Annotated in this window: 20 protein-coding genes; 2 read left to right on the top strand and 18 right to left on the bottom strand. The window is 69.1% G+C overall.

What is annotated here, in order from left to right; translation table 11 throughout:
* The gene (locus R5H30_RS12340; protein WP_318328691.1) at nt 1-1,014 is read left to right on the top strand and encodes a hypothetical protein; all 1,014 of its coding nucleotides are present in this window, start codon (nt 1-3) and stop codon (nt 1,012-1,014) included.
* Nucleotides 1,011-2,678 carry a Dyp-type peroxidase gene (locus tag R5H30_RS12335; protein ID WP_318328690.1) on the top strand — a complete coding sequence of 556 codons (1,668 nt, stop codon included), beginning with the start codon at nt 1,011-1,013 and terminating at the stop codon, nt 2,676-2,678. The genes R5H30_RS12340 and R5H30_RS12335 overlap by 4 nt, the downstream gene beginning before the upstream one ends.
* A 4-nt stretch (nt 2,679-2,682) precedes the next feature.
* On the opposite strand, the gene R5H30_RS12330 is transcribed toward R5H30_RS12335, so the two are convergent.
* The 18 genes from R5H30_RS12330 to R5H30_RS12245 all read right to left on the bottom strand — a co-directional run bounded on the left by R5H30_RS12330 (nt 2,683) and on the right by R5H30_RS12245 (nt 26,604).
* Nucleotides 2,683-4,227 (bottom strand): hypothetical protein, encoded by a 1,545-nt coding sequence (locus R5H30_RS12330; protein WP_318328688.1) that lies wholly within the window; start codon nt 4,225-4,227, stop codon nt 2,683-2,685.
* On the bottom strand, nt 4,224-6,641 hold the full coding sequence (locus R5H30_RS12325; RefSeq protein WP_318328687.1) for a hypothetical protein: 2,418 nt from the start codon (nt 6,639-6,641) through the stop codon (nt 4,224-4,226). The genes R5H30_RS12330 and R5H30_RS12325 overlap by 4 nt, the downstream gene beginning before the upstream one ends.
* Before the next feature lie 3 nt (nt 6,642-6,644).
* Entirely contained in the window at nt 6,645-8,129 is a 1,485-nt protein-coding gene (locus R5H30_RS12320; protein WP_318328686.1) for a hypothetical protein, read from the bottom strand.
* A complete protein-coding gene (locus R5H30_RS12315) occupies nt 8,122-10,512 on the bottom strand; it encodes a ligand-binding sensor domain-containing protein (protein WP_318328685.1) in 2,391 nt (796 codons plus the stop codon). Before R5H30_RS12315 ends, R5H30_RS12320 begins: the two co-directional genes overlap by 8 nt.
* A 4-nt stretch (nt 10,513-10,516) precedes the next feature.
* Entirely contained in the window at nt 10,517-12,256 is a 1,740-nt protein-coding gene (locus tag R5H30_RS12310; RefSeq protein WP_318328684.1) for a baseplate J/gp47 family protein, read from the bottom strand.
* Nucleotides 12,253-12,729, bottom strand: coding sequence for a hypothetical protein (locus R5H30_RS12305; protein WP_318328683.1), 477 nt, complete (start codon nt 12,727-12,729; stop codon nt 12,253-12,255). The genes R5H30_RS12310 and R5H30_RS12305 overlap by 4 nt, the downstream gene beginning before the upstream one ends.
* Nucleotides 12,730-12,732: 3 nt before the next feature.
* Nucleotides 12,733-13,128 (bottom strand): PAAR domain-containing protein, encoded by a 396-nt coding sequence (locus R5H30_RS12300; RefSeq protein WP_318328682.1) that lies wholly within the window; start codon nt 13,126-13,128, stop codon nt 12,733-12,735.
* Nucleotides 13,129-13,139: 11 nt separating this feature from the next.
* Nucleotides 13,140-13,787 (bottom strand): phage baseplate assembly protein V, encoded by a 648-nt coding sequence (locus R5H30_RS12295; RefSeq protein ID WP_318328681.1) that lies wholly within the window; start codon nt 13,785-13,787, stop codon nt 13,140-13,142.
* Nucleotides 13,784-14,866 (bottom strand): hypothetical protein, encoded by a 1,083-nt coding sequence (locus tag R5H30_RS12290; protein ID WP_318328680.1) that lies wholly within the window; start codon nt 14,864-14,866, stop codon nt 13,784-13,786. Before R5H30_RS12290 ends, R5H30_RS12295 begins: the two co-directional genes overlap by 4 nt.
* Nucleotides 14,863-17,799 carry a M23 family metallopeptidase gene (locus R5H30_RS12285; protein ID WP_318328679.1) on the bottom strand — a complete coding sequence of 979 codons (2,937 nt, stop codon included), beginning with the start codon at nt 17,797-17,799 and terminating at the stop codon, nt 14,863-14,865. Before R5H30_RS12285 ends, R5H30_RS12290 begins: the two co-directional genes overlap by 4 nt.
* 7 nt (nt 17,800-17,806) lie before the next feature.
* The gene (locus tag R5H30_RS12280; RefSeq protein WP_318328678.1) at nt 17,807-21,211 is read right to left on the bottom strand and encodes a hypothetical protein; all 3,405 of its coding nucleotides are present in this window, start codon (nt 21,209-21,211) and stop codon (nt 17,807-17,809) included.
* Entirely contained in the window at nt 21,212-21,808 is a 597-nt protein-coding gene (locus tag R5H30_RS12275) for a hypothetical protein (RefSeq protein WP_318328677.1), read from the bottom strand.
* Nucleotides 21,805-22,800 (bottom strand): hypothetical protein, encoded by a 996-nt coding sequence (locus tag R5H30_RS12270; protein ID WP_318328676.1) that lies wholly within the window; start codon nt 22,798-22,800, stop codon nt 21,805-21,807. The genes R5H30_RS12275 and R5H30_RS12270 overlap by 4 nt, the downstream gene beginning before the upstream one ends.
* A gap of 27 nt (nt 22,801-22,827) precedes the next feature.
* Nucleotides 22,828-23,277 (bottom strand): hypothetical protein, encoded by a 450-nt coding sequence (locus R5H30_RS12265; RefSeq protein WP_318328675.1) that lies wholly within the window; start codon nt 23,275-23,277, stop codon nt 22,828-22,830.
* A 1-nt stretch (nt 23,278) separates the two neighbouring features.
* On the bottom strand, nt 23,279-23,764 hold the full coding sequence (locus R5H30_RS12260; protein ID WP_318328674.1) for a hypothetical protein: 486 nt from the start codon (nt 23,762-23,764) through the stop codon (nt 23,279-23,281).
* Nucleotides 23,765-23,779: 15 nt separating this feature from the next.
* Nucleotides 23,780-24,856 carry a phage tail sheath C-terminal domain-containing protein gene (locus R5H30_RS12255; RefSeq protein WP_318328673.1) on the bottom strand — a complete coding sequence of 359 codons (1,077 nt, stop codon included), beginning with the start codon at nt 24,854-24,856 and terminating at the stop codon, nt 23,780-23,782.
* Nucleotides 24,857-24,875: 19 nt separating this feature from the next.
* Nucleotides 24,876-25,967: a 3-keto-alpha-glucoside-1,2-lyase-like domain-containing protein gene (locus R5H30_RS12250; protein ID WP_318328672.1), complete on the bottom strand. Its 1,092-nt coding sequence runs from the start codon at nt 25,965-25,967 to the stop codon at nt 24,876-24,878.
* Nucleotides 25,968-26,295: 328 nt separating this feature from the next.
* Nucleotides 26,296-26,604: an ArsR/SmtB family transcription factor gene (locus R5H30_RS12245; RefSeq protein WP_412105136.1), complete on the bottom strand. Its 309-nt coding sequence runs from the start codon at nt 26,602-26,604 to the stop codon at nt 26,296-26,298.
* Nucleotides 26,605-26,664 lie beyond the last annotated feature (60 nt).

Genomic DNA, 26,664 nt, shown 5'->3' with positions numbered 1-26,664 from the left:
ATGCCCGATCTCGATTCCGGTCACATCTTCCTGACCACGCTGGCCCCGGTCAAAGGCGGCACCGTCGAGGGCGGCACCGGCATCTCGCATCGCCAGCGCCTCAGCCGTGCGCTGTCGGAACTGCCGACCGCCCAGCAATCGCCCGCGACGCAGAAAACCGGCATGAACAGCCCCTTCGCGCGCAACACGCGCACGCATCTGGCGCGGATGTTCCTGCTCGACGACGTGATCTTCAACGGGCGCGTGCCGGAGAACACGCTGATCGCGGGACTGCGCGGGCGCGACCCGATCAACCCGCAGGAACTGGACCGACTGAATTCGGCCTACCTGGTGTTCTGCGCCGACATCGACGCCGTCGAAGAGGACGGCGACCCGCTGCCTGCCAACCTCTCGGCCGAGCAGCAGAAGCGCGTCCGCCGCGCCTATGCAAAGAAGCTCTGGGAAACGATGGGCGAGGAATTGGCCGATATCTACGGCAACTGCGTCGGCTTTGACGGGGTGAGCACGGCGGACGGGTTTGCCGACTACCTCGAGAAGTGCCACGTCGAGACGACGATGCCGTTCCACGACTATTACCTCGACCTGCCGAAATTCAACGATCTGCCGGTCAAGCCGCTGATCGCCGCGGTTGCGCTGCCCCTGGTGGTAGCGCTGCTGGCGCTTGTGCTGCGGCTATTTGGTGCGACCGAGATGCCGCTGATCGGCGGCAACCCGATGTGGGTCTTCGTCATCGGGCTGATCCTGACGCTGGCCGCCGCCTATGGCGCGATCCAGTACGCCTATGCCAACGGAAACAAGCCGCTCGCCCCGGCGAAATACGACGACCTGCCCTCGGTGCTGAAGGCCCTCTACGTTCAGCAGAAATTTTCGCAGCTTGCCATCGACATGCAGGGCGAGCCTCCGGCGGCGATCCACAAGGCTTTCGGGGAATTTCTCGAACAGCACCGGCCCGCCGACCGCGGCGCGCCGACCCAGCCTCCGGGCGTAATCTCAAGCACGGCACCAATCCAATGACCTACCGGCTCGACCTCGACGATATCCAGGGCAACATCATTCGCGCCTATGGACGCTATTCCTATCCCTTCGCGCGCTACTACTTCCTGAACATTTCCGACCCGGCCAAGGGCCGCGCCTTCGTGGGCCAGGTAGCCGAACGCGTCACGACCGCGGTGCGCTGGCCGAACGAGGCCGCGCGCCCGCAATGCACGGTCAACATCGGCTTCACCTTCTTCGGTCTCTACCGGCTGAATCTCTCGCAGCGCACGTTGCGCAGCATGCCCGAGGAATTCATCGCCGGGATGAAGGACCGGGCTTTCCTGCTCGGCGACCGCGACCAGACCAAGACCGAGGCCGAGGCCGCGGCCTGGGATGCGCACTGGGATCCGATCTGGCAGGGCAACCGGCGCGGCGACGGCTACGACGACGACAACGTGCACATCTGGATCTCGATGAACGCCCAGCAGAAAGAGCCGGGCGTGGCCGAGCCGGTGGCGGCGCTGGAAGAGACCGCCGAGTGGCTCAAGCGGCTTTGCGACGAAAGCGGCGGCGGCGTGAAGATCCTCGGCGGACACGGGCGCGACGGCAGCATGGATCACCAGCCTGCCTCGGCGGTCTTCAACGAGATTGGCGGCGTCATGGTGCCGACCCCGACCGAGCATTTCGGTTTTGCCGACGGGATCGGCGATCCGGTCTTTGCTGGGCAGTATCCGCCCGAAGAGGAAAAGACCGCCGTGATCGGCCGTGGCAAGCGGCTGGGCCACGGCTGGGTGCCGCTTGCCACGGGCGAATTCGTGCTCGGCCATCCCGACGAGAGCCAGGAATTGCCGCCGACCGCCGCCCCGGCGAAGTTCATGCGAAACGGCAGCTTCATGGCCTACCGCAAGCTGCACGAGAAGGTCGGCTCCTTCTCCGAAGTGATACGCACCGAGGGCGAGCGGTTCGCCCGGGTGCGCGGCGTCTCGCAGGGAGAGGCCGAGGCGACGCTTTGCGCCAAGCTCTGTGGGCGCTGGGTCGACGGCATCCCTCTGGCGGTCGCCCCGGACTTCGAAAGCTGGACGAAGCTGCGCGGCGAACTGGGCTTCGACGTTGAGGATCCGTTGCAAGCCTTCAAGAACCAGATCGATTATCTCAAGTCGCCAGCCTCGTCGGATTTTCGCTATGCCGATGACATGCCGGGCTACAAGACGCCGTCGGGCGCGCACCTGCGGCGGGTGAACACGCGCGACTACCTCGATCCGCTCAACACGCATGGCGTCGACGCGGATGGCATCCCGCACCGCAACGAAAAGGCCACGACGCAGCTCAACAAGCGCCGGCGCATCCTGCGGCGCGGTCTGCCTTACGGGCCGCCGCACGGGGTGGAGAAGACCGACGACACCGAACAGGGCGTGGCGATGATGGTCGTGGCGGCCAGCCTTTTCCGCCAGTTCGAGTTCGTGCAGCAGCAGTGGATCCAGTACGGGCTGGATTTCAACCAGGGCAACGACACCTGCCCGATGCTCGGCAACCACGAGGTTCACAAGCGCTTCACGATCCAGTCCGATCCGAAAAGCGGCAAGGCGCCCTACGTGATGAGCGGACTCAAGACCTTCGTGGAATGCCGGGGCGGGGATTACTTCTTCCTGCCCTCGCTCAGCGCGCTGCGCCAGCTGGCGATGGGCGTGGTCGACCCGACCTGACGCTTCAGGGAAGTTCGTAGCGCAGCAGCGGCGGGTCGAGCGTGACCACACTGCGCGCGCTGCTCGAGACATGCAGCGCGGCCGGCGCGGGGCCTGCGGACAGCGCCGCGGCAAGGTCGAGGCTGACCGCGCCTTGCGCCGGCGTCCCCTGGAGCACGGTCTCTCCAAGTGCGATCACCGGTCCGCCGGAGGGGGTCGCAGCCACGGCCGCGGCAATCGGGACCAGAGACGCCACGAGACCGCGCGACAGGTCGTCCTCTATCAGCACGAACCCCGGTTCTTCGGTATGCGCGAAGCTGCCGGTGCCGCCGAGAAGGGCGATCGCTGTGCCCGACAACGCGACGAGGCCGAGCCAGACCGGCCCGGCAGGCAGTGCCGTGGGAGAAAAGGTGAATGCGACCTCGGTCGGCCCGGCGCGGGCAAGTCCGGCGGGTGCGGATTCGGCAAGAGACGGGCCGGGCAGCCCGTTTGCGTCGGCATGAAGCGTCGCGCGCAGTTCGGTCGGCCCGTCGGGCGCCGCCAGCAGCACTGCGGCCCCGACGATCACCAGTGCTGCGTCTTGCTGAAGCCGGGTGGCCACGCGACGCTCGCCCGAAACGCGCAGGCCGTCGCCGCTCGACGGCGGCAGGGCCGCACTTGGCGCACCGCCTTTGGCCGCAGCGGGCGGCGTGCCGGATACCGTGACACCCAGCGCGCCGCCAGAGATCACCGCGCCGATCGGTAGCGTGATCTCGAGGCTTTGGGTCACGCGCCGGCCGCCGGGAAAGCGCAGCACTTCTTTCTCGGGAAAGGCGCGGCTTTGCAGCACCAGCGTCAGGTCCAGCGCGTCGATGCGGGCCTGGCAGGGCTCGTCCGCCGACAGCACGAGGTCGATCTCGAGCGGATCGGGCAGGGGGGGCGGCAGGCTGGCCAAAAGGGCGCGCATCGCTGCGGCGAGGTCAGCGCCGTGGCTGCCATCGGCGGGAAAGACCGGCGTGCCCTCGGCGTCGGTCTGGACCGGGAAGGGAATGCCGGGTCCGGTCTCGCCCGCCAGGCGCAGGGCAAGGCGCGGGTTCAGCGGCGCATAGCGCAGGGTCACGGCCTCGATCGCACCGGGGGTCAGTGCGCTGTCTCCGCCGTTGCGGCGCTTGAGGATCAGCGCCGAGTCGGTGACGTTCAGCAAAGCCCCGCTGCCACCGTGCGACGCCGATTTCACCGCATCTTCCGAGACCGCCGAACCGTCGAAACGAAAGGCCGCGATCCGGTCGCCATCTACCGGCGCGGCAAGCCGGACGCGGCGCACCCGCCGCGCCACGGGCAGCGACAGGACAAGCTGGCCACCCGAGGTCGAAAGGTCGGCTTCCTCCACGGCGCCGGGGGCGAGCGCGTCCGCGTCGCGGTTCTGAAACCGTGTCTCGAGTACGGTGCCCGGAGCGACCTCTGCGCTGTCGGCGACGCCGCCGGTGGCGAGCGTGAGCCGGATGCTGCGGCTGAACCGCCCGGCGACCGCAGTGTCGAGCGGCGCGGGGTTCGCGGCGGACCCGAGGTCTGATTTGGTGACCCGGCTCATCGGCGCGTGGGATCGAACCGCACCCCTCCGGTGCGGGTGGTGTCGATCTTGGTGAGGTCGGTGCGCAGCGCGGTCTGCTCCTCGGTCACCTTGCCGAGCGAGGTCTGGATCTGGCCGACCGTGCTGGCATTGGCCTTGGTGCGCAGCCTGCTCTCGAAATCGGATTCGATCGTGGCGAATTGCGCGTCGACGTCGGATTTCAGAACGAAGTCTCCGGTCTGCGCCGCGACGCTTTCCGCGATGTCCTGCCGGACGGCCACAAGGTCGTCATTGGTGACCGAGGACTTTTCGAGCGTTGTCAGCCGGTCGTCGAAACTTGCCGTCATATCCGCGGTCAGCTTGCCCAGATCGTTCTGTGTCACAGCGGTTTCCTCGATCCCCGCAAGGCGCGCGTCGATGCTTGCGAAACGTCCCGCGACGTTGTCGCGGTCGTCGACCGCGGCGAGCTTGGCATCGAAATCCGAGGTGATGTCCCGGCGCAACGCGTCGAGATCGTCGCGGCCGATTGCACCGCTCTCGACCCCTCTCAGCCGCGCCTCGAGCGTGCGGAAGCGATCGGCGGTCGCCGCGCTGTCGTCGGCGGCGGCGAGCTTGGCGTCGAAATCGCGGGTCATGGTACTTTGCAGCCCGCCGAGATCGGCGCGCGTGACCGAACCTTCCTCGATCCCGGCAAGGCGGTCCTGCATCGCCGCCAACCCGTCGGCGCTGGCGAACCGGGCCTGTGCCGCCGCAAAGCGGGAGTCGAGATCCTCGGTCATCGCGTCTCGGACTGCGTCGAGATCGCGTTGGGTGAGGCGACCGTCCTCGAGCCCCGCGACCCGGTCGGTGATCGCGGCGAGGTCGTCCGCGCTGGCGGCCTGTCTCTCGGTCTGCTGCAGGCGCGTGTCGACGGTGGCGGTGATCGAGTCGCGCATCGTGTCGAGATCCGTCTGCACCAGCATGTCTTCCGCCAGCCCGCTCACCCGGGCATCGAGCCCGTCGAACCGGGTATCGGTCGTGACGCGATCATCGAAGCCTGCGAGCTTGGCGTCAAAATCCGCCGTTATCCCGCTGCGCAGGCTGTCGAGGTCAGCCGTGGTCACGGCGTCGTTTCGGAAGGCATCGAGGCGCTGGTCGACGTCGGCATCAAGCGTTGTTCGGAACCGGTCGAGGTCGGTCCGCGTCACGGCGCTGCCTTCCAGCGTCGCGAGGCGCTGGTCGAAGCCGAACAGGTCGTCGCGCGAGAGGCCGTCGGTCTTGGATGGCAGCTTGATCGTGTCCTCGACCTCCTGCACGGTCCGGATCGCCTCGAAGACCGCGAACCCGCCGGCGGCGATGGCGGCGTCCGATGCGCCGGCCGCGCGCACGGTGTTGACGATGGCATTGCCCTGCAAGGTCTGCGCCGCGTCGTTCAGGAAACCGGTCACGGTGCGCCCGGTGGCGGCATCCCGCAGGCGCCGGCCCAGAACGCCGCGTTCGAGCGCCGAATACCCTTGCGTGGCCTGGATCAGCTGGCGCGACAGGTCACGGCCGCGCTCGGCGTCGCGCTGCAGGATCTTCAGCGCGTCCGGCAGCAGGCTGTCCCCCTCGATCTGGCGTCGCAGGGCCGCGTAGAAGGCGCCGAGCCAGTTGCGCAGCGAAAGCGTGACCGAGGCCGCCTGCAGGATCGTGCCGCCGGCGTCGTGGGTCAGGGCCAACAGGGTGACAGGCTGCACCGGCCAGGGGGCGACGGACGAGGTCACTTGCGCGTCGTAGGTCTCGAACAGCCGGTCGATCGCGGTGCGCAAAGCGCTCGCGCCCTGGGCGCGGTAGCGCGCGGCCAGCGCGTCGATCCGGTCGGCGGCCTCGTCAGGGGTCTGCGGCGTGTCGCCGAGCCGCGAGAGTTCGGCGGAAAGTGCGGCGCGGCTGGCCTCGTCGAGTGCCGGCCAGAGGCGCGGTCCGTAGGAGAACCGGATCACCCCGCCGGGTTCGGGGGTCAGACGGATGGCCGAGCCGGTCTGGACCTGCAACCCGGAGCGCGCCGAGACGACGCCATCGCTGGCAACGCAGGTCACCATCCGGCCGCCGACGCCGCGGCCTTCGGCGTCGGTGAGCTGGGCGGCGATCTGCACTTGCCGCCCGATCCACGGGGTGGCATCCACCGGCAGGAACCGTAGCACATCGGGGCGCAGCGGCGGTTGCGCGCCCGACAGGGCGGCGGCGATTTCGGTGAAGCGCGGCAGGGTGACACCGGTGACCGCAAGCACCGCGTCGAGCGTTCGGAACGGTCGCGCCGCGATCAGTTCCGCACCGACCCGCCGTCCGACCGCAAGACCGTCGGAGAGGCCCACGGTTTCCGCCAGCGCATCGGCATCGGCCACCGCGTTCAGAAAGCCGAGGATGCGGCGGGCATCGACGGGGGCGATATCGCCCGGACGCAGGAGGCTCGCGGCCATGGCTCAGCCGAGGTCCCGCGCGGCCAGCAGCTGGCTGACGAGATCGACGCCCGCCTTGCGGCCCAGTTCCACGTTGACCAACTCGACCTTGTTGGCGGCGTCGAGCGCCAGCGACTCGGCGCGGCGCACCGGCCCGGTGTCGCCCAGCAGGTCGTTCGAGAGCTTGGCGTTCTCCGCCCGCACCTGGTCGAGGATGCGGGTTTCGGAGGCCTGGGCGTTGGTGGCGGTCTCGGCCAGCACCTGGCTCGCCGCGGCCTGCGCCGCGACCGCGCCGCGCACGCCCGCGCCGCCGACCGCACGCGCCGGTGCGGTGGCCTCGCGCGCCCCGGGGGTGAGTGCTGCCGAGTAGACCATGCTCTGCTGCACGGCGAGCCCGCCGCGGACGTTCTCGATCAGGGGCTGGAAATAGTCAGGCTGGCCGGTCGCGGGCAGGGTCGTGATCGCCTCCTGTGCCGCGGCGTACTGGCGCTGCTGCCCGAGGATTCCCAGCGGCTGCACCTCGGCCTGGATGGCATCGAAGATGCCGTCGAAGGCAAACTCGAACCCCTGCAGCAGCAGCGGCGTGAAATTGGTGACATAGACGTCGATCAGCGGCGGCGGCGGCGGCAGGTATTGCGTGACGATCCAAGGGTAGACCCAGTCGCGGAAGGTGACCCGGATCGAGCCGGCCGCCATGGCACTGTCGGCGGTCCCGGGGCTGTCGTCGGGTTTAACGAAGGCCATGACGGTGGCGAATTCGTCGTGCCAGTTCAGCGTGAAGGCCGGTGCCAGCGGCACGTAGGTCCGGGTCGGGTTGTTGAGGTAGATGCCGTCGAGATAGTCGCGCATCACGAACGTGTCGGTGCGCTCGTAGGCGTCGGTCACGACCGAGTAGGCCTGCGCGATCTGGGTGGCGGCGGGCGTTGTCGCGCCCATGAACATCTCGGCGACGGTCTGGCTGCCGACGCTCGTTCCAAGCACCGCCGCGACCTCCAGTTCCTCTTCCTCGGCAAGCGCGAGACCGGTTTCCTCGCGCAGAAGGGCGCGGGCCTCGCCGTTGGCATCGACGCGCACCGTCACGGTCTTGCCGCCGGTGCCCGCGCGCGAGGTGAAGCCGGGCGCGGCCTTGAGGCTGCCCCAGACGGTCACGAAATCGACCCAAGGGCGCGAAGAGGGGTTCGACAGATCCAGCGGGTTGCCGTCGAAGTCCGTCACCCGTGCCACGATCTCGGCGCGTTCGCCGATGGCGAAGCTGCTGCGCGGCGTGGACAGCTGCAATTGCCGGTAGCGCGAGCGCACGAGGGTCGCGAGCGCCTCGAGATCGGCGATCTGGCCTTCGGCCGTCTCGAGCGCGGCCTCGTTGGCGTCGATGCGGGCCTCGGCGGCGGCGAGCTCGACCTGCAGGTCGCCGAACCGCGCCTCGATGGCGTCGATGAGACCGTTCCAGTCGCTGGCGCGGATCAGTTCGCCGTCGACTTTTCCCCCGAAATTCTCAGCAAGTTCAGGCATCCTGGTCTCCTCTCACGATGGTTTCGCCGAAGGCCACGCGCAGGCGCGCGGCGGCAGGGCGCACGCGTTCGGCGGCGCCGTGGACGCGGTCGAGCACCGCGCCGGGCAGGGTTTCGTCGGGGTCCGGCCGGTCGAGCCGGACGGTGATCGAGAATGGCGCGCTGGGGTGCCAGCGGAAGGTCACGCGCGCGGCCGGGTTGAAAGCGAAGACCTGGTCGAGTGCCGCGCGTTCGCCCTTGGAGAGGTACCGCCCTTCCCAGGGCGCGGCGCGTTCTCCGGGCGGTGTCAGCAACCGGCCTTCGCGGGTCCAGGCCGGGAAGTCGGTGGGACCGGGCGGGCTGGGCTCTTCTTCCTGCAGGTAGCGCCAGTGCGTCGTTCCAGGCTCGAGCCGGGGGATCGCCGGCAGACCGCCCTCGACGATGCGGTCGGGCGTCGGTTTCACGCGCAGGCGCAGGGCGGCGGGCGTTGCGCCGCCGTCTTCGGTGAAGACGCCGTCGGCCAGGCTGCCGAGCCGGGCCTCGGCCCCGTCGGTCCAGTGAATGGCCGTCACCGCATCGGTGTCGGCAGAGATGACCGCGGGACTTTGGGCGGCAAAGCCCGTGCCGCTGGCATCGGTGAACTGCCAGGCGCCCGCGCCTCTGTCGAAGCGCCAGCCGCTGGCCGGGTCCTCGGGATCGAGCCGGGGCAGCCGGGCCAGCCCGTCGTTCTGCTCGGACCAGTCGAAGCCGTCATGCACCAGAAGCCCGCGCCCGGTCCCGGTCCAGATCCGACCGCGTTCATCGCGCGCAAGCGCGTGGATCGGCTCGGTGCCAAGCGCGGGGAAGGCGCGCAGGCGCGTGGCGTAGGTGTTGCGCACGCGGTGCGCCCCCCAGGACGCAAGCCCACTTTCCGTGCCGATCCAGAGCAGGGTGTCCGGCCCGCGCATCAGCGCGGTGACCGGCGGCAGGAACACCGCGTCGTCGCCAGGCAGGTCGTCGGTGTCGGGATCCCAGGACAGCCAGTCGGGCACGGTCTCGTCGATGCTGTCGCCGGAGTAGACGTGCCAGAGCCCCGATTTCAGGTCGTGCCGGAAGAGGCCCGCAGCGCCGCCCAGTGTCACCAGACCGTCGGGTTCGGCGATGAGCGCCGCCAGCGTGGTCTCGGTCTCCGTGCGCGACCCGGGTCCTGTGGGTGCCAGCACGTCCCCGCCGCCGAGCGTGGCGGCCCCGGTGGCGGTGGCGGCCCAGATGCTGCCGTCCGCGGCGCGGGCCATCGCGTTGACCGCCGGGTCGCTGGCCCCGGCGGGGTCGGGCAGAAGCGTCGGCGGCGCGGCGAAGGGATCGAGCCGGGCGAGGCCCGCGTCGTGGCCGACGAGCATGTCGGTGCCATCCACGAGCAGACAGCGCGGCACCGGCAGGCCGGCGAAGACCTGGCTCCAGCCCGTGCCGTCCAGACGCCAGAGTTGCCCGTCGCCGGCATCGTCGGTCGCGGCCCAGAGCGCGCCGTCGGCACCCGTGGTCAGCGCCGTGATCCGGCCGCCGGGTGCCGCCGGTGCTGCCGCCCAGGGACCGGGTGCCGTGGGATTGGCGGGAGTATCCTCGCCCGGCAGGGCGGTGGCGACGCGCACGCCGCTTTCGCCGCCGAGCCAGCTTGAGAAGGTCGGCCGCAGGGACAGGACCTGGCCCGGATCGAGGCTGCCGTCGTAAAGGATGCCGATGCCGGTCCCGGTCTTGGGCGAGAACCGCTCGATGAGCGGATGGTCGGCGGCGTCGATCCGTCCCGGCTCGGGGGTTGCGCCCTCGATAAGGATCTCCGGCGGCGCCGGCGTCAGCGAATGTGCGGCGATCTGCCAGCGCATCAGCGGCCCGACCAGCCCTTTCGGCGCGCCGCGCGCACTGACAGGCAGGTTGCGGGGCGCGGCCGGGGCGAATTCCTCGACCGCCACGGCGCGTTCGGCGGTCCCCGATAGCGCGAGGCGCGCCGCCTGCAGGATCGCGGCACGGGTCGAGACCCCGTTGCGCCACAGTGCCACGGTCCCGAGTACGCGACGCCGGAAATCCTCGACCGTCTCGCGCGAGGAGGCGGGATCCGTGTAGGGCGCCAGCCCCAAAAGCCCGGCCAGCCGCGCGAGATCGTCGAGATACGGGTGCTCCTCGACCTCCGGGTCCTGCGGCAGCAGCACCGGCAGGCCCGCCTCGCGCCGGAAGGCCCCGACGAAGGGCGAAATCGGGGCGTAGTCGGCGAACTGCGACCAATGCGCCTGCATGGTGTTGCCGGCATCGATCCGCGCCCGGCTCAGACCGCCGCCCGTCGCCGTGATGAGATCCGGCAGCAGGCCCGTCGCATCCGGCTCGGGCCGCCAGAGCGACGGCAGCAATTCGCGGATGGCGTCGCGTGCGGCCATCGCGTCAGCCCTCCGCCTCGATGGACACGGCGCCGAGCGACAGGCGCTCGCCCTCGCTCAGCACATAGGCATCGCCGTCCGCCGAAAGCACCCGGGTCAGACCGTTGGCCTGTTCGAGGAAGAGGCTGACGGAATAGACCCCGGCATCGACGGGCAGCGCCGGTTGCGGGCTGGCGGCGTCGAAGGCGGCAAGGGTCGCGCCGTCGCCAACGGGCGCGGGCAGGACGTGCAGCAGCTTGCCGAAACTCAGCGTGCGCTCGGCCTCGCTGCCGCCGTCCGCGGCGCGGTCCGACAGATGCGAAAATGCGGCGTCGAGCGCCGCGGTGACGGCGTTGACGTCCGGCACGGCTTCGGCGGCGGGGAAGGAGACGGCCAGATCGCTGCGCGTCGGCAGCAGCGGGTCCGAGATCGACACGTCCGAAAGTGCCGTGGCCACGCCGGCAAGGTCGATGACCCCGCCCGCGGCGTCGAGCCGGTTCTCCGGCCCGGACCCCAGCAAGAGGTCGGCGGACAGCAGGGTGACGTCCTCGACCCCGGGCACGGCCAGCACGTCGCCGACGATGCGGTTGATGCTGGCGTTGTCCTTGACCGGCAGGGTGCCGAAGTAGCCGGTGACCGCCGCGCGCACCGCCTCGTGGGCGGCGCGCCGGTCCGGCTCGGCCAGACCCGTGCGGGTGGTCACGCGGACCGACAGATCGACGCCCACGGGAACCTCCACCCCGGCAAGCTCGAGCCGGACTCCGGCGGGCCGCGCCTCGTCGAGCGCACGCAGCAGCTGGGCGTGGCGCTCGGGCGACAGCGCCTCGGCGACCGGGCGCACCACGACGACGCCGGGCCGGTCGGAGGGCTCCTCGATCTCGCCCTGAAGCCCCTGCCGTGCCAGCGCCGCACGCAGTGCGCCCAGCGTCCCACGTTCGGAGCCTTGCAGGAAAGCACGGGCGCGGTCGCGCAGTTCCGCATCTCTTTCGGCCTCGGCGCCGCGCGCGGCGGGGGCGGGGTTGGTCACCGACACGATTCCGGCGATGGGGATCGGCAGCAGGGTCAGCACTTCCGCGCCGACCGGCGAGTTGCCGGGTTCGACGTCGCGCGCCTCGACCGAGATGCGTTTCTGCGCCGGGGTCATCGTCACCGGTTCGACGGTTTCGTATTCGACCGTGACCTCGGCGTCGATGATCCGCGTGCCTTGCGGGATGGTGATCGCTCCGGTCGCGGCGTCGTCGCGCTGGAACCGGACTTCGGTGACCGCGCGACCGCCCGGAACCCGCGTGACCCCGAGCAGCGCCACCACGTTGTCGAGTGCCCGGCCCGTCGCGGTGTCGAGGAAGCCGGCACGGTAGACGCCTTCGAGCTCGGCATGAACCCGCGCGGTCTCGCGCGCGATGGATTCGACCAGTGTCCGGGTGACGCTGCCAACCTCGAAATCGGTGAGCTGCGTGGCGCCGTCGCGGCGCAGATAGTTGACCTCGAAGAGTGTTCCGGCGTCGGGTTGGTTCCCGGCCTCCTTCCAGATCAGCGCCGTGCCGTCGCCCGAAAGCTCGACGTCGGTGCCGGCGCGGAAGCGGTGCGACAGCCCGTTGCGCGCCCCGTGGACCGAGACGAGGCGTCGCGCGGGCGGTGCGTCGAGCATCGTGCGCGTGCCGTCGCCCGGCGGCGGGAACGGGTGCGCCTCGGCCGAGGTGCCACCCGCCAGCCCGGTGAGCATGGTTTCAAGGACTTCCGGGTAGTCGCGCCTGCGAAAGCTCATCCCTGTCCTCCCGTATCCAGTTCCAGTGCAAACGAGATCGCCAGCGGCGCATCCGCCCCGACGGGCAGGACCTCGACGGCGATGCGGATCACGTCGCGCAGCACTTGGTGCGGCGTCACCTCGACCGAGACGACCTTTTCGATGCGCCGCTCGGCATTGAGCGCGGCCAGCACATGCAGCTTTGCGAGGTTGCGGATCGTCTCGGTGTTGCGCGACCCGATGATCTCGTAGAGCCGCGCGCCATAGGTCGGATGTCCGAGTGCCGCCAATTCGCCCTGCGGGGTCAGCAGCCGCATCACCAGCGCCTGCCCGAGGTTGTCACGCCCGCGCAACGTCGCGAAATCGCGGATCGTGATCCCGCGACCGCCCTCGACGCGGCGCGTGGCGGTCTCGCCCGTCCGGTAGACGCGCAACAGGCGGTTGTCGAGCAACTCGAGCGCGATGTCATGGCCGAGGTTGGCTTGCGGATCCATCGTCTATCCTCCCGCCAGCACGGTGCCGACCGCGATCACGGTGCCCGAGGGCAGATCGGCCGGATCGTTGCAGGTCAGCGCGGTGTCGCCCGCCCGCGCCAGGGGCTTGCCGTTGACCATCACCGTGGCCGAGCCCAGCATGATCTCGCCCCGGTTCTTGGGCGGGCTCTGGAACGGGCCGCCCTGCGGGATATGCGCCGGGCTGTTGGTCGCGGTCGAGCCCTGGGTCGCGGCGGGCTTGCCCTCGATCATCACGTCGGTCGAGAGCTGCCCGTCGAGCTGGCCGGTGAAGGGATGCGGCAGCGGCGTCGGGATCGGTCCGCCGGGCGAGGGGATCATCACGATATGGATGTCCGTCGCCACGATCATGTCGCCCTGTTTCGCTGCCGGATTTCCCATGTCTTAAAGTCCTAGTTCAGGTTGATGATCGCGCCCTTGAGGGTCAGTTCGCCCTGCGCCTCGACGGCGACGGTGGTACCCTTGAAGGTCAGTTCGGTGCCGTCGAGCACCACCGCCTTGTTCGACTTGAGCGTCAGCGTCCCGTCGCTGTCGATGCTGAGCTGGGCCTGCCCGCCGCCGACGTCGATGGACACGACGGGGTCGTCGTCCTTCAGCACCAACTCGAGCGAGGATCCGAGCTTGACCGTGGCCGAGGCCGTGTCCGCCGAGGAGACGTGCAGGTCGACGCCCTCGCCGTCACCGCCGTCGGCCGGCAGGCGCAGGCGCGCCTCGCCCTCGGCGTTCTCGGGTGGGCGGTCCTCTGCGTTGTAGAGGCTGCCGAGGATCACCGGGGCGTTGGCGGAGCCGCCGAGGAACTGCACGAGGACCAGGTCGCCCACGTCCGGGATCGACACCAGCCCCTTGCGCGGGGTCATCACCGGCACGCGTTCGAGCACCGTCTCGCTGTCGCGCAGGCGCACGGTGCAGGCGTAATTGTCGCTGTCCGAGGCGCTTTCGTGCGGGTGAAGCTCCTGCACCACGGCGAGCTCGGGCAGGCGCAGCCCGCGCAATTCCTCGCGGATGATCCGGCGCAGATCCTGGTAGGCATCGAGGTTCATAGCAGTCCTCCCAGCAGGCCCAGGGCGCCGGCGTCAGCATCCGCGCGGGCCAGGGTGACGTGGTTGGAAAAGCCGCGGCCCGTGTCGAGCCGCAGGGTCGAGGTCATCACCCGCCAGGGTCCGTCGAGCGCGGTGCCGCTGAGGGCGAGGATCATGCCCGGCTGGGCGTCCGGATAGGCGGCGAGGTGCAGCTCGCCCGGGGCCGCGTCGCGGGCCAGCGCGCGTCCGCGCGCGGCGGCCAGGCCCTCAATGCCGTCGGGGCCGCGCAGCCAGGGGGCAGAGACATCCCGGATCGTCGGCCCGCTTCCGCCCTCGGCCTGCAGCGGGGCCGCGTCCTTGCTGAGCCAGGCCCAGTCCTGCCCGCCGGCGCCGGTGACGCGGACCTTGCCGGCCGCGACGCGTTCGCCGAGACGGGCGGACAGTATCGCGTCGCCGGCGGCGACGGGGATTTCCTCGCCCGATCCGGCGTCGTCGACAAGCTCCAGTTTACCGTCGTCGGCGAACCGTGCGAGCCGCCCCATGGAGGCGGCGAGCCGCGCGACGTGATCGAGCACCGATGCGCCGCCATCGGCGAAGTAGCGCGGCAGCGACGGACCGCCCGAGGCGTCGGCATCGACCCCGGCCTCGGAACAAAGCTCGGCGATGATGTCGCCTGTGCTCATCTCGGCGAAGGCCGTGCTGGTCCGGGCTTGTGCCAGCGCGCGCGCGCCGTTGCCGATGCCCAAGCGGACGCTGCCGTCGGACAGATGTTCGAGACTGTCGAGGGTGCCGGCAAAACTCGTGGCCCGGTCACCGAGGGAGATGCCCACGGTTCCCGCCTCGCCGAGCGTCGGCAGGGGGCCGGCACCTTCTGGCGGCCTGAGATGGACCTCGGCCCAGTCCACGAAGGGCGCGAAGCCGCGCGCGATTCCGAGCGACAGCACACCGGTCTCGAGCCCGGCGGAGGCGCCGAAGGGTCCGATGTCCGGGGCCAGCCCGCCCAGCGCGCCGCCGCCCCCGCCGCCGAAGGACAGCGTGACCCGCGGCGCGGTGACGCCGGGGGTCGTCTCGGTGTCGCGGTCGAGTAATCCGAAGGTCATGCGCCGTTCCTCGATCTGTACCAGGTCAGGCTTTTCAGGATGCCGTTGTTGAGCGGGCTGTTCTCGGGCAGTTGCCCGACCCGCATGTCACGGAAGACGAAGGGAATGGTGATCACCGTGGACGGGTTGCCGGTGCCGTCGTCGGGCAGCACGTGCATGTGCAGGTGATTGTGGAAACTCACCCCTGTATCGCCGGCCAGGGCGATCAGGTCACCTTGCGACACCGGCGTGCCGGAGCCTGGCGTCACGCTTTCGGCAGTTGGCGTCACGCCGCCGAAGAGCGGCGCGTTGGTGACCCCGTTGGTGGCGAGGTGACCGTAGACCGAATAGGTCTGCACTGCGCCCGTGCCGTCGAAATCGTCATGCTCGGCATCCGGTGTGCCGCCGTGCCGTATGGTGATGAAGTTCCAGCCCATGTTGTCGACGCTGTCGGCGATGTTCTCGGTGAAGGCCCAGACCACGCCGCCGCGGCAGCAGGCGATGGGTTCGCCGAAATCGTGATCGAAATCGTAGGCATAGGCCTGCTGGACGGCGTTCAGGGCCGGGTTGGCAAAGTTCGAGTTGGTGATCCGGTTGTGGCTGAAAAGCCCCAGGTTGGCCTGGCCGCAGTAGCGCTCGACGCCCGCCGGGTAGGGCAGCAGGTAGGGCGAGGTGGCGCGGTCGGGATAGCCGCGGAAGCTGCCGCCGCCGACGCGGTAGGTGCCGCGCGCCGTCGCGTTCTCGCGGAAGATGTAGAGGTAGAACCAGAAGAGGCCGAACATCCGGCCCGCGGTGATCCCCGCGGTGGTCAGAAGGCGCTTGTAGTCCCAGCCGGCCGAGATCACCTGCGCGAGGAACGAGCCGACCAGCCCCGCGCCGAGGCCCATGCCGAGCCCTCCGGCCAGCCACATCACCGCCATCGCGTTGGTGCGCTGCGGCCTGAGGTCGTTGCGGCCGGCGTTGAACAGCATGATCGAGTAGTTGTCGCGCGGGAAGGCGGCGATCAGCGCTGCCGCCAGCCCGACCTCGGTGGCAATGACGAAGGATTTCTGCTTGCGGTGGTTGGCCGCGGGGTTGGACCCCAGACCGCGTTCGCCGTCCCGATGACCGCCGAAGTTGAGCAGGGCCACGAAGCTGATCAGCCCGTCGCGGGCGAGGTTGCAGAGGAAGATCGGCGTCAGTGTCCTGAAAATGTCACCCGCTTGCACAGTCAGCCAATGCAGGAATTTCTCGGTCGGGGCGTCGGACTGGAGGTTCTGGAAGCTCGATCCGAAGGTGAAGATACCTTTCACCCCGACAAAGCTTTCGAGGTATTTGCCGAACCGCCGCAGGTGCGGACCGCCCTGCAGCAGGTGGCCCGACAGCGGCCGGCCCCAGAGGACCTGCTGAATCAGGTCGGCGTACTCCCAGGCGCAGACGGTGGCGTTCTGCGCCTCGTGCCCGGGCTGGATCTCGATCGTGTGCCAGATCGCCTTGGCGGCCTCGGCGGCGAGGCTGACCACCTGAGCATAGATCTCGCAGGTTCCGGGTTCCGCATGCGCAAACTTGAACCACAGCGCGTTCGGGATCTCGCCGGCGAAGATCGGCGCGTCATTCCACTTGACGTCCTCGCCGATGTGGATCGGCATGTCGTCGCACATCACGTACTTGCGGTCGCCGGTCACGTAGACCTGGTGGTGCGGCCACTTGAAGGTGCTGGCCACCCAGCGCGCGAAGGCGCGCGTGGAGTCGATCTTGATCCTCTTGATGTCGCCGTCGAAGGCATGTTCGACGACGCGGCGGTTCAGCAGGAAGAGATCCTGATCGTCGCGGTAGTTCTGACGCAGCTTCCTGATCTCGTCGGTCAGGTCTTCGTCCGGGATCAGGTCGCCGTCGCCAAGCTCCAGCACCGGTCCCGACTGCAGGATGCGGTTGAGCCCGGCCACGATCGGCAGCAGGTCCTCGCGCTCCGGGTCGCCGCCGGAGAAGGCGTCGAGCGGAGCGCTTTCGACCGGGGTCAGCGCGTCGCGGATTTCGCGGATGACCGGGTTGTCGGAATCCCTGAACGTGGTCAGGAAATCATCGGCCCCGTCGAAATCGTCGAGCCCGACGAGCGGCAGGTCCTCTTCACGCAGCAGGTAGCTGGCAAAGTACGAATACTCTGCGTGATCCGGTTTCGAGGCGACACCGGCGTTGATCGGCTGGGGATCGGTGGATACCGCCGCGCTGGCGGCGACCGCGGCGTTCAGCGAGGCCTCGATGCCGTCGAGCGCGCAGTTCACCTGCCGCAGCGCTTCGTCGAGCGGCGAGCCGCGCAGCGCCTCGTGCAGCATCCGCGCCAGCGCCTCGGTGTCGATGCCGGGCGGGATCAGCAGGTGCGCGCGCAGACCGAACCGCGCCAGCGTGACCCGCGCGAGGTTGACGCGTCGGCGCTGGTCGGCGTCGATCGGCGCGGGCAGGTCGCGCAGGCGTCGCCGCAGCACATCGGTGTATTCGACGATGCGGTCCGACAGGAAGTGCGGCGCGAGACCGAGGTCGTCTTCGACCAGCGACTTGAGGAATTCCATCTCGGCGCGGATGGCCGGCAGGGTCAGCGCGTCGGCGGCGCTGCGGGCGAGGTCGAGGAAGGTCCGGATCAGCCCGATGATCTTCGACGGATCGTCCGCGATCTCCCCTGCGTCGCCGACCAGTCCGTCAAGGAACCCGCGCACCGACGGCAGCCGGGCCTCGATCCGGGCCAGCGCGCGGTCCTGCCGGGTCTGGCCGCCCGCGTCCTCGGCGGTGAACCAGGCGATGACCGTCTGGCCGACCTCTTCGGCCGCCGCCTGCGTCTCGGCGGCAAGCGGTCCCTCGGCCAGCGTGTCCTCGGCGAAGATCGCCGCCAGCCGCGCGATATCCTCGGCAAGCGCCATCATCGGGTCTTCGGCGTCGCGACCGACGCCGAAAGGTTGCAGCAATGCGGTTCCAAGTGCCATCCGCGACCTATCCCGTTCCGATGCTTGCGCCGCCGCCCGCGCCGCCGGGGCGTGCCGCCAGCAATGCGCCGTAGGCGGTGTTGATGCGCTCCATCTCGCCCTCGAGTTCGACCTCGAGCCCGCGCAGGGCCTCGATCAGCGCGTCGAAGACCGGCGTGATGTCGAGCGCCTCGACCAGGGGCAGCACGTCCGCCTCGTACCTGTCGCGCACCGACGCACCGATCAGCGTGGCCGGATCGAACCCCTGCAAGACGGCGACGGCGTCCGCGACGCTCTGGTCGAGCGCGTCGATCTCGGGCTGCGGCAGGATCAGTGAAAGATCGAGCGCATCGATCACCTCGCCGAACTCACGGTCGAGCGTCACTATCAGCGGTCCCGGTCCCGCCGCCTCGATCTCGGCGCGGACCGACTGGAAGACGCCCTCGATTGACTCGCGTAGGAAGGCGAGGTCGATGTTGCGTACCGTGTCCACGACCTGCTGCACGGCGTCCGTTATCGTCTGGAGCGAGGCGGGACCGGTCAGGATGTTTCCGACGGCGGAGGTCAGCCGTGAACTGAGATCGGCGAACCCGCCGGCGACGACCCCGACCGGGACCGCCGCGCCACCGAGCCGGGCGATCAGGTAGCGCACCGGGACCAACGCCTTTTCGACCTCGGCCTCGACCGCGCCGCGCAAGAGCGACGCATCGGCGGCCCCGTTGCGCAGGTCGGTCAACATGCCGTCGGGTCCGTGCAACGCATCCTCGAAATCTGCGGCCATCGACTCGAGCCCGTCACGGGCGTCGCGCAGGCCCTCGTGCAGGACCGAGGCCGCGCGCAGCCCGCCGGTGTGCGCGGCGTCGAGCGGGTCGAACCGGCCCAGCACGTCCTCGATAGCGGTGCGCTCCGGCCCGGCGGGCAGGGCGCGCATCAGTGGCAAAAGGCGCTGGCGCAGGGCGACCATCCGCGACAGGGCCGCCTCGGGGTCGAGCCCGTCGAGCGCCGTCATCAGCGGATCGACCGCGGTGTTGTAGCGCGGCAGCAGGTCCTGACCGCGCGCGCCGTCGATGGCCGACGCGATCTCGGACAAAAGCGTATTGAGCGCCGCGGCGTTGGGCAGGCCGTCGAGCTTGGCAAGCGTGGCGTCGCGCCAGCCGTCGATGGCCGCGTCGGGGTCTTCCAGCGCCGAAAGCGCCGTCGCGACCTTGGACAAGGCTTCCTCGACCGAGTTCACCGTGTCGAGCACCGCCTGGATCGTGTCGAAGACCTCGTCGATCTGGTCGAAGATCTCGTCGATGGGGGCGGCCTCGATCACATCCTGCACGGCCTGTTCGATCGCCGCCTCGATCGGGGCCAGCAGCGCGTCCGGCGACAGTTGGTCGAACTCCGAGAGCAGCCCGTCGAAAGCCTCGGACACCGGCGCCAGCACACGCGAGGGCGACGCGACCTGCTTGAGCCTGACCTTCTCGGCGGCGAGTGCGGCCTCGAGCGGGTCGAGCAGGGCGCTGGGCTGGACCGCCTGCAACGCGCCCTTTGCCTCGGCGAAGGGGCCGCCGAGGGTCTGGGTGACCAGCGTGCCGGGGTCGAAGGAACGGATGCGGTCCACGACCTCCTGCGGCTTCTCCCGGATTTCCTCGAGCAGTTCGACCGGCCCCTGTTCGATCTTCACCCCAAGATCGTCGATCAACGGCTGGGTCACCGGGCGCAGGTCCGGCGGCAACACCCGCAAGGCGATGTTCAGCAAGCCCAGAAGCGCGTCGTTGAGCTCGGTATCGTCGAGCGCGCGCAGCCCCGCCTCCATCTGCTCGATGAGCTTGACGACCTCGTCGGTGACCGGCGCGAAAGAGAGCGTGCTTGCGGCCTGCGCGGCCTCGTCGAGGGCGGCGCGGATGTCCTCGGCGGCAGACACCACGGCGGGGTCCTGCAGGATCGACGTGATCTCGGCCACCGCCTGCGTGACCGCGTCGGAGATCGCCTGCGGATCGAGCGTGTCGATGGCATCGGAGATCGCCTGGATCGCCTCGGCCAGCGCGTCGCGCAGGGGGGCGAAGGCGTCGGTGATCTCGCGCTCGAGCGTGTTGCCGATCTCGGTGATCACGGCCCGGATTTCGTCGGCCAGATCGTCGAGCGGCAGGTTCTGCACCGCGGCCTCGACCTCGGCGAAGGCCGAGCGTGTCTCGAGCGCCACGGTGGAAAGTGCGCCGCTGATCTGGTCGGCGATCTGCTGGGCTTCGGTGGCCACGGTGCCGACCCCGCCCTCGATGGCCGACAGGTCCAGCTTTTCGCCGAGATCCTCCATGAAGTCGATCAGCGGCGCGAGGTGATCCTGCAGCTCCTGCTGATCCTCGGGTGTGGCCGGTGTGTCGCTTTCAAGCGCGGTGAAAAACGGGCCGGGGTCGACGGGCTCGAGCTGGGTCGCAAGATGCAGGAGGCGGTCATGCACCTGCCGCGGTAGTTCGGAGAGGGCAAGGACGGCAGCGGGAACCAAAGGAGTGAAGTCGGCCGCCTGTGATCCGCGCACGGTCTCGAAGGCCGCGATGTGCCCGTCGAGCGTCGCGGCCTGCGTTGCGGCTCCGGCCGGATCGTCCGTTTCGAGCGCCTCGGCCATGGCGGTAGCGGCCGCGTCGTAATCGGCGGCGAAGGTCGACAAGTCGCCGACGCGCAGCGCCGCCTGGAGCCCCAGCGCCGGGGCCGCGGAGATCTCGATCTCGCCGGTCGCCGCCAGCAGGCGGTCGCGCAGAGCCGTGAGCGTCGAAGCGATTTCCGTGCCGACCTGCGCCGGGCTGTCCAGCGACCAGCGTCCGAGGGTCTGGACCGGCAGCAGGATGTCGTCGAGCAGCGGGACGCTGACCGGCAGGAAGAACGGGCGCTCGGGCCCGCGCGCGATGCCGACAAGAAACTCAATCAGCGCTTCCGGGGTCAGCGGGTCGGGCAGCTGGTCGACGCGGGCCGACATGTCGAGCGCGCGCGCCTCGACGACCGCTGCGCGGCTGGCCCCCGAGGGAGGTGGCGGTTCGGAGCCGGGCGGCACCATCGAGTCGGGCTCGGCGGGACAGCGGAACTCGGCCTTGGCGACGCCTTCGATGGCACGCGCGGCGTCGAGCGTGCGGCCCAGAAGCGGCAGCAGATCCTCGGTCACCAGCACAGAGAACCGCGACAGGTCCGCAAGCGCGTCAGGGGCCGCGCCGCCGGTGATCGCAGGGATCGCGCCGCGCGCCTCGCCGAGCCCCGCCTGCACGTCGCCGCCGTCGGGCAGCGCGGGCGCGATCAACCCGGCCAGTGCCGCGATGAAGGCTGCCAGCCCGTCGGGATTGTCGTTGAGGGTGGCAGCGAGTTGCGCGATCTCGACCAGCTTGCCGATCTCGCCGCCGAGCGAGGCGTCGAAGGAGGCGCCGTCGATTCCGTCGTTGAGCCGCTGCAGCAGGTTCGCCATCTAGCCGCTCCCGAACAGGGACTGGACGGAGGGGCCGATGCTTCCAATGCCGTCGAGCAGCGCCGTCGCCTCGTCGGTGGCGCCACCGACAAGCGAGGATGGATCGGAGAAATCCGGTATGTCGCCAAGCGCCGCGACGGCATCGAGCGCGTCGGTCACGCCGTCGACGAACCCCGCAGCCTGGTCCAGCAGGTCGCTGTCGAGCGCACCGAACGGATCGTTGGGCGGCGGCGGCGGCGGGCTTTCGCGCAGCACCATGCGATAGGCCAGTTCCTCCGGGCGCGCGGCATGTTCCTCGACCACGAGGCTTTCGATCAGAACGTATTGGATCTCGGTGGCGGCGACGATGTCGGCGACGAAGGTCATCGGCTCGGCATCTGCAAAGCGCTGGCGCGCGTCCTCGAGAAACCCGGTGCGCTCTTCCTCCTGGAACACTGATCCCGCGATCTGGATTTCCGTCGGGTCCGTGCCGAGATCCTGGAACAGGCTGCCCGCGCGGCCCGGGATGCGGTGCTCCTGCAGCTTGCGGTGCTCCTGCGTGCGCATCATCGAGATGCGCGGGATCTCCCAGTCTCCGAGCATCGGCGTCACGGTCATGGCGGTTCTACCCCGTTGCGCCAAGCGAGATCGGCGAGGCTGCGCGCGTGATCGTCGGAGTCGGGATGCCTTTCACGGCCCGCAGGCAGGGATGCTTCGCTCGGCCGGGTGTCGCGGGGGGGAAGTTCGGGGATACCGGATCGGATTGGTGTTTCGCGCGGCGTCGCGTCGGCGCGCGCGGGGGCTGGCGCTTCGGCCGGCAATGCGAAGGTCTGCCGGCCTGGCGCCGGGGAGGTTCCGGGTTCGGCGGCTTCCCGCGACGCGAAGGTGGCGATGGCGGGGACCTGCGGTGTCTCGGTGCTGGGCAACGACCGCAGCGGCAGGATGAGACCGGCGTTGGCGCGATCCTGCGCGACACGTACAAGTGCGTGGGGTTTTTCCTTGCCGCTTCCGACCGGCAACTCGCCCGATGCCGTCTGCTTCTGCTTGTCGCCCGCCGCGGCGGTGACGCGCTCGGCGCTCTGCTTGGAGGCTTGCGAGATCGCGGGCTTCGAGCGTGCGTCGCGTCGCTGTGCCTTGCGGATCTCGGCAATGTCCTTGAGCGTCTTCGGACGCGGCTTTAGCGTGTCCGCCTTTCGGGCGGGCGGTTTCGGGCGCGTCTTTTCCGCTGTCTCGTCTGCGGTTCGGTCTGCGGTCGCCTTTGGCAAACGGGCGGCAGGCTTGTTGTCCTCTCGCGCCTGCGTCGGCGTCGCGGACGCGTCTGCTCTATTGATCTTTTTCGGTCCGAGTCCGTCATTGCCTCCGGCAGACGTCTTTAACCGCGACAGGTCCGGCGCAACGACCTTCGGTTTCTGCGCTTTTGCAGGCGATGTGCCCTTGGAGGAGAGCAGCCGCGCCAGGGTGTCGGAGGCATCCGGGGGGGCGAGCAGGGCGTCGGCCGGACTGTCTGTGGAGAGACGTTTCTCGATGGCGTCGAGCGCGCCGAAGAGGTCCTGCGCGGGCAGCGACAGTCGCCGCAACGTCGCGAGCGCCCTGCGGACCTCCACTTTCATCGGCGTCACCCCAACGTCCATGTCCCGTCAGCCTCCGCGTCCGCGCAAAGCCGCCACATGCAGCATCGTTTCGCCCAGCGTGAGCTTGCCCACCTCCTCGGGCGTCCAGCCAAGCTCGCGCGACAGAAGCAGCGAGGCCTGCACCAGCGGATCCTCGAGCGCGCCCACGACGTCCTCCTCGCTGGCGGTGATACCGCTGATCCGGTTGACCTCGGCCAGCAGGAACTGCAGCAGACCCGCCGGCAGTGCGCCGATCTGGTCGAGCGACAGCGACGGGTCGATCAGCGCCTGCCGCACCATCAACGCGCCGCTCAGATCGTCGTTGTCGCGCACCGCCCGCGCGATGAGCCGCAGGTCGCGCACGGTGAGCGCGCGCAGCACGACGCGGCGGTCCTCGGCCTCGGGCAGCAATGCCTGCGGAATCTCCACGGCATGCTCGGCCGCGGCCCCGGCGATCAGGTCTTCGGCGCTGATCATGTCACTCTTCCGCGACGGTCACGTAGAGCGCCTGGAACCCGACCTTTTCCATCACGAACTCGTCCTCGGGCAGGTTGTAGACCCAGGTATCGAGCTTCACGTCGTGCAGCGTCAGCGTGTTGAGCGACCCGCTCGACTGGTTGGCCAGCCGCAGCGTGATGTTGATCGCGGGCTGCACCCAGTTGCCGCCCGGACGGCCGCCGCGGGCGTCGCCCAGCATCAGCCCGATCATCGCGCCGTTGACATAGGCCCGGCCCAGTTCGCCGCGCACGTTCACGTTGCCGGGACGCAGCTGGCTGGCGTAGCGCTGGCCGATCTCGTGGTAGGCGCGCACTTCGCTGGTCACCTCGACGCGCACGTCCTGCACGCGCCCGACGGCGGTCAGTTCGTGCTGGTCGAGGACCTCCTGCGCGGTTTCGCCTTCTGTCGTCTGCGGGGCCGAGAGAAGGATCGCCCCGTCCGCTCCGGTATAAACGTCAGTGTTCATGGGATGGGTGTCCTCTTATTGCAGCGTGATGGTCACGGCGACGAAGTCGATGCTGAAGGTCGGCTGCAGCAGCATGTTCACCACTGCCCGGCCGGCAATCTCGTCCTGCCGGGTCGCGGTCACCTCGAGCCGGTAGTCGGTGAGCTGTTCGTCGACCAGCATCGTTGTCAGAAACCCGTCGAGCGCGCTGTGCAGGGCGGCGCGGACGCGTTCGTTGTTGAGCCGTCCGATGAAGGCGTTCGAGACCTGCCGCGTGCCGGCCTTGGCGAAGTCGACGATCCGGCGTGTGGTCACTTGGGTGAAGCCACCGTCGTCCGTGGTCAGGCCGCGCACGACCCGCGTGCCGTTGCGCATCTCGAGCGCGAGGATGCGGTTCTGCACCATCCCGACCCGTTCGGCGTAGGAAAACCGCTGGGCGAGTGTGCCGACGCCCGTGACCACCTTGTTGGTCGGGCTGATATGCGGCGCCAGCGACGAGATCAGCGCCGCGACCGGCCCGGCGATGTAGTTGCCGGGAAGAACCACGGGTGTATCCGGCGTATCGGGGTTGAAAACCTCGTAACCCGGGGCGGCGAGGATGATGCGGTCGTTGGTCTGGGCCTGGCCCTGGATCGCCGAGGCGTCCGAGCCGTCCGCCCCGATCACGCAGATCAGGTCCTGCTGGTTGTTCTCGGCGCTTTCGACGATCGGCGGGATCACCGCAAGGGCCGCCGCGGTGTCGAGTTCGGGCGCGACGAGCAGCTGCACGTCTTCCTTGATCAGCTCCTCGAAGGCGGCTGTCATCGCGGTCTGGTCGGTGGCATCCGACACGCCGCGCGCAAAGACCGAGCGGGCCCCGTTGCGATAAAGTTCGCCGATTTGGGCGGTGAGGTTGAGACTGCCGCCACCGTCGACGGCTGCCGCGCCGAAGAATTCCTCGGCTTCCGATGCGGTGGAGAGCGTGCGGGTGGTCCCGGCATTCGCGGCGTCGGTCTCGCCGACGATGCCGATGTTGCCGGCGGAGATGCCCCGGACCCCGATCAGCCCCTCGGAGTTGACCCTGATATAGGTCCCCGGAAGGATCAGGTTGGCGCTTACGAAGGTTTCGGCCATGTGTCAGGTTCTCCTTTGGTCAGAGGCTCGAAAGCCGGAAGTGGCGGAAGCGGGCGGTGTCGGCCCGGCGGCAGAAGAATCCCACCGTGCCGGAGCCTGTGAGTTCGCTGTCGCGCCCGGTCAGCACGGTGGTCTCGTTCAGGGCCATCTCGAAGCGGTCGGCGTCGACCAGAAGGCGCAGCCGAAACCAGGTGTCGGGCGGAAAGCCTTGGGTATCGTCCTGCCCGCCGCTTTCCAGCAGCGCGCCGGAGCCCGCGATGCGCTTGCCCATCAGGCGGATGTCGGCGGGGCTTTCCAGCACCGCGAACCCGAAATTCTCGATGTCGGTGAAGCGGAACACGAAGCCGATCGTGCCGGTCGCGCCGCACTGCATCTCGGCGGTGACGATGAAATTCTCGACCGCGCCGCCCGAGGACGGGTCGAGCACGAGGTAGGTGCCGGTCTTGTTCGCGGCGATACCGTTGTTGCCGCCGGAGGTCGTTCCGGTCTGGATCACCTCCTGTGCGCCCGCATCGTAAGTCCAGTTGCCGTTCGTCCCCGAGCCGCCGTCGCGGTCGAGTGCGTTGAAATCGCCCAGCGGATCGTCCTCGAATTCGCTGGAATAGATCAGCCCGCCCGATCTCGTGAGCGCCGCCGTCGTGATGTCGGCGGGCACCTCGCCAAGCTGGCCCTCGGCCTGTGTCGGCAGCGGTCGATGCTCGAACGAAACGGCGAACAGCAGGTCGCGCCCGAAGGAGGCGCCGATACCGTCGGCGGCACGCAGCACCGGGGTGTCACGGTCGGCGATCCGGCGCAGGCGAAAGACGCCGGCCTGTCGCAGCAGCACCGGGTCGGCGGCGAGCAGGTCGCGGGCGGCCTGGCTTTCGGCGTCGGCGAGGTTCGAGCGGTTGTTGCCGAAAACCCGGACGGCGATTTCGGCGTCGAGTCTGCGGGCGTGCAATTCCGCGCGGGGGCTGGCGTTCAGGCCAACGAAACCGCCGATACCGGCGAGCCGGGGGGTGTTCGTCAGCACCACGACGTCGGGGTCGGGCGCAGGTCCGGGCGTGGATGTCAGAAAACCGGAAAGTACGGATTCGAGTGCGTCGATCGCCTGTCCGAGCGGCGCCAGCATCAGACTTCCCCCGCTTCAAAACACGGGAGGCTTAGTCTCTGGGGGACGGAAACACCCACAGCCAAAACTGCCTTTCCGGAAACGAAAGAAACAAAGAAGTTTGCAACTAGGAACGAGAAAACTTCTCTCTACAGTAGGCGAGAATCGGAAAATCTCATAGAAAATTCTATCACAGGTGGCGTGAAGCCCTGCGCCTCGCCTCTTCGAAAGAGACCGTGTTTCAAAAACTTGTGCGGGGTGGACGGGATTTTTGGACGGGCAGGCGCCGTTCGGTGGGAGGGTCGCAAGGACGCGCGCGAGACCGGACCACAGGCCCGGTCTGCGCCGGTCAGTCCTCTTTGCAGAACATCTCGTAGACCACTTCCATGATCTTGCGCGGTCGGTCGTCGGCGAGGCTGTAGTAGATCGTCTTGCCTTCGCGGCGTGGCGTCACCAGCCCTTCGAACCGCAGGCGTGACAACTGCTGCGAAACGGCGGCCTGGCGCGCCGACAGGAGTTCCTCGAGTTCTGTCACCGACTTCTCGCCCGAGGCGAGATGGCACAGGATCATCAGCCGGCCCTCGTGGCTGATCGCCTTGAGGAAGTTCGAGGCGCGCATCGCGTTCTCGGCCATCCTGTCAAGGTCTTCCGCACACATCTTGCTGTCGAAAACAGGCAGTCCCACGTCGATGCGTCCTCGTCTCGTGTCACGTTCCGG

Origin of the sequence: Roseobacter sp. FCG-D35 (assembly GCF_033436665.1) — a bacterium.
Taxonomy (GTDB): domain Bacteria; phylum Pseudomonadota; class Alphaproteobacteria; order Rhodobacterales; family Rhodobacteraceae; genus JAWQFO01.
This window is presented reverse-complemented; position numbering and strand designations above follow the sequence as displayed.

Excerpts from the sequence above, each read along its gene's own strand:
- R5H30_RS12300 (WP_318328682.1), bottom strand. The coding sequence starts at position 13,128 with ATGGGAAATCCGGCAGCGAAACAGGGCGACATGATCGTGGCGACGGAC.
- R5H30_RS12310 (WP_318328684.1), bottom strand. The coding sequence starts at position 12,256 with ATGAGCTTTCGCAGGCGCGACTACCCGGAAGTCCTTGAAACCATGCTC.
- R5H30_RS12315 (WP_318328685.1), bottom strand. The coding sequence starts at position 10,512 with ATGGCCGCACGCGACGCCATCCGCGAATTGCTGCCGTCGCTCTGGCGG.
- R5H30_RS12305 (WP_318328683.1), bottom strand. The coding sequence starts at position 12,729 with ATGGATCCGCAAGCCAACCTCGGCCATGACATCGCGCTCGAGTTGCTC.
- R5H30_RS12285 (WP_318328679.1), bottom strand. The coding sequence starts at position 17,799 with ATGGCACTTGGAACCGCATTGCTGCAACCTTTCGGCGTCGGTCGCGAC.
- R5H30_RS12260 (WP_318328674.1), bottom strand. The coding sequence starts at position 23,764 with ATGAACACTGACGTTTATACCGGAGCGGACGGGGCGATCCTTCTCTCG.
- R5H30_RS12255 (WP_318328673.1), bottom strand. The coding sequence starts at position 24,856 with ATGGCCGAAACCTTCGTAAGCGCCAACCTGATCCTTCCGGGGACCTAT.
- R5H30_RS12275 (WP_318328677.1), bottom strand. The coding sequence starts at position 21,808 with ATGACCGTGACGCCGATGCTCGGAGACTGGGAGATCCCGCGCATCTCG.
- R5H30_RS12250 (WP_318328672.1), bottom strand. The coding sequence starts at position 25,967 with ATGCTGGCGCCGCTCGGACAGGCGATCGACGCACTCGAATCCGTACTT.
- R5H30_RS12320 (WP_318328686.1), bottom strand. The coding sequence starts at position 8,129 with ATGCCTGAACTTGCTGAGAATTTCGGGGGAAAAGTCGACGGCGAACTG.
- R5H30_RS12325 (WP_318328687.1), bottom strand. The coding sequence starts at position 6,641 with ATGGCCGCGAGCCTCCTGCGTCCGGGCGATATCGCCCCCGTCGATGCC.
- R5H30_RS12295 (WP_318328681.1), bottom strand. The coding sequence starts at position 13,787 with ATGAACCTCGATGCCTACCAGGATCTGCGCCGGATCATCCGCGAGGAA.
- R5H30_RS12340 (WP_318328691.1), top strand. The coding sequence starts at position 1 with ATGCCCGATCTCGATTCCGGTCACATCTTCCTGACCACGCTGGCCCCG.
- R5H30_RS12265 (WP_318328675.1), bottom strand. The coding sequence starts at position 23,277 with ATGATCAGCGCCGAAGACCTGATCGCCGGGGCCGCGGCCGAGCATGCC.
- R5H30_RS12290 (WP_318328680.1), bottom strand. The coding sequence starts at position 14,866 with ATGACCTTCGGATTACTCGACCGCGACACCGAGACGACCCCCGGCGTC.
- R5H30_RS12330 (WP_318328688.1), bottom strand. The coding sequence starts at position 4,227 with ATGAGCCGGGTCACCAAATCAGACCTCGGGTCCGCCGCGAACCCCGCG.
- R5H30_RS12280 (WP_318328678.1), bottom strand. The coding sequence starts at position 21,211 with ATGGCGAACCTGCTGCAGCGGCTCAACGACGGAATCGACGGCGCCTCC.
- R5H30_RS12335 (WP_318328690.1), top strand. The coding sequence starts at position 1,011 with ATGACCTACCGGCTCGACCTCGACGATATCCAGGGCAACATCATTCGC.
- R5H30_RS12270 (WP_318328676.1), bottom strand. The coding sequence starts at position 22,800 with ATGAAAGTGGAGGTCCGCAGGGCGCTCGCGACGTTGCGGCGACTGTCG.
- R5H30_RS12245 (WP_412105136.1), bottom strand. The coding sequence starts at position 26,604 with ATGTGTGCGGAAGACCTTGACAGGATGGCCGAGAACGCGATGCGCGCC.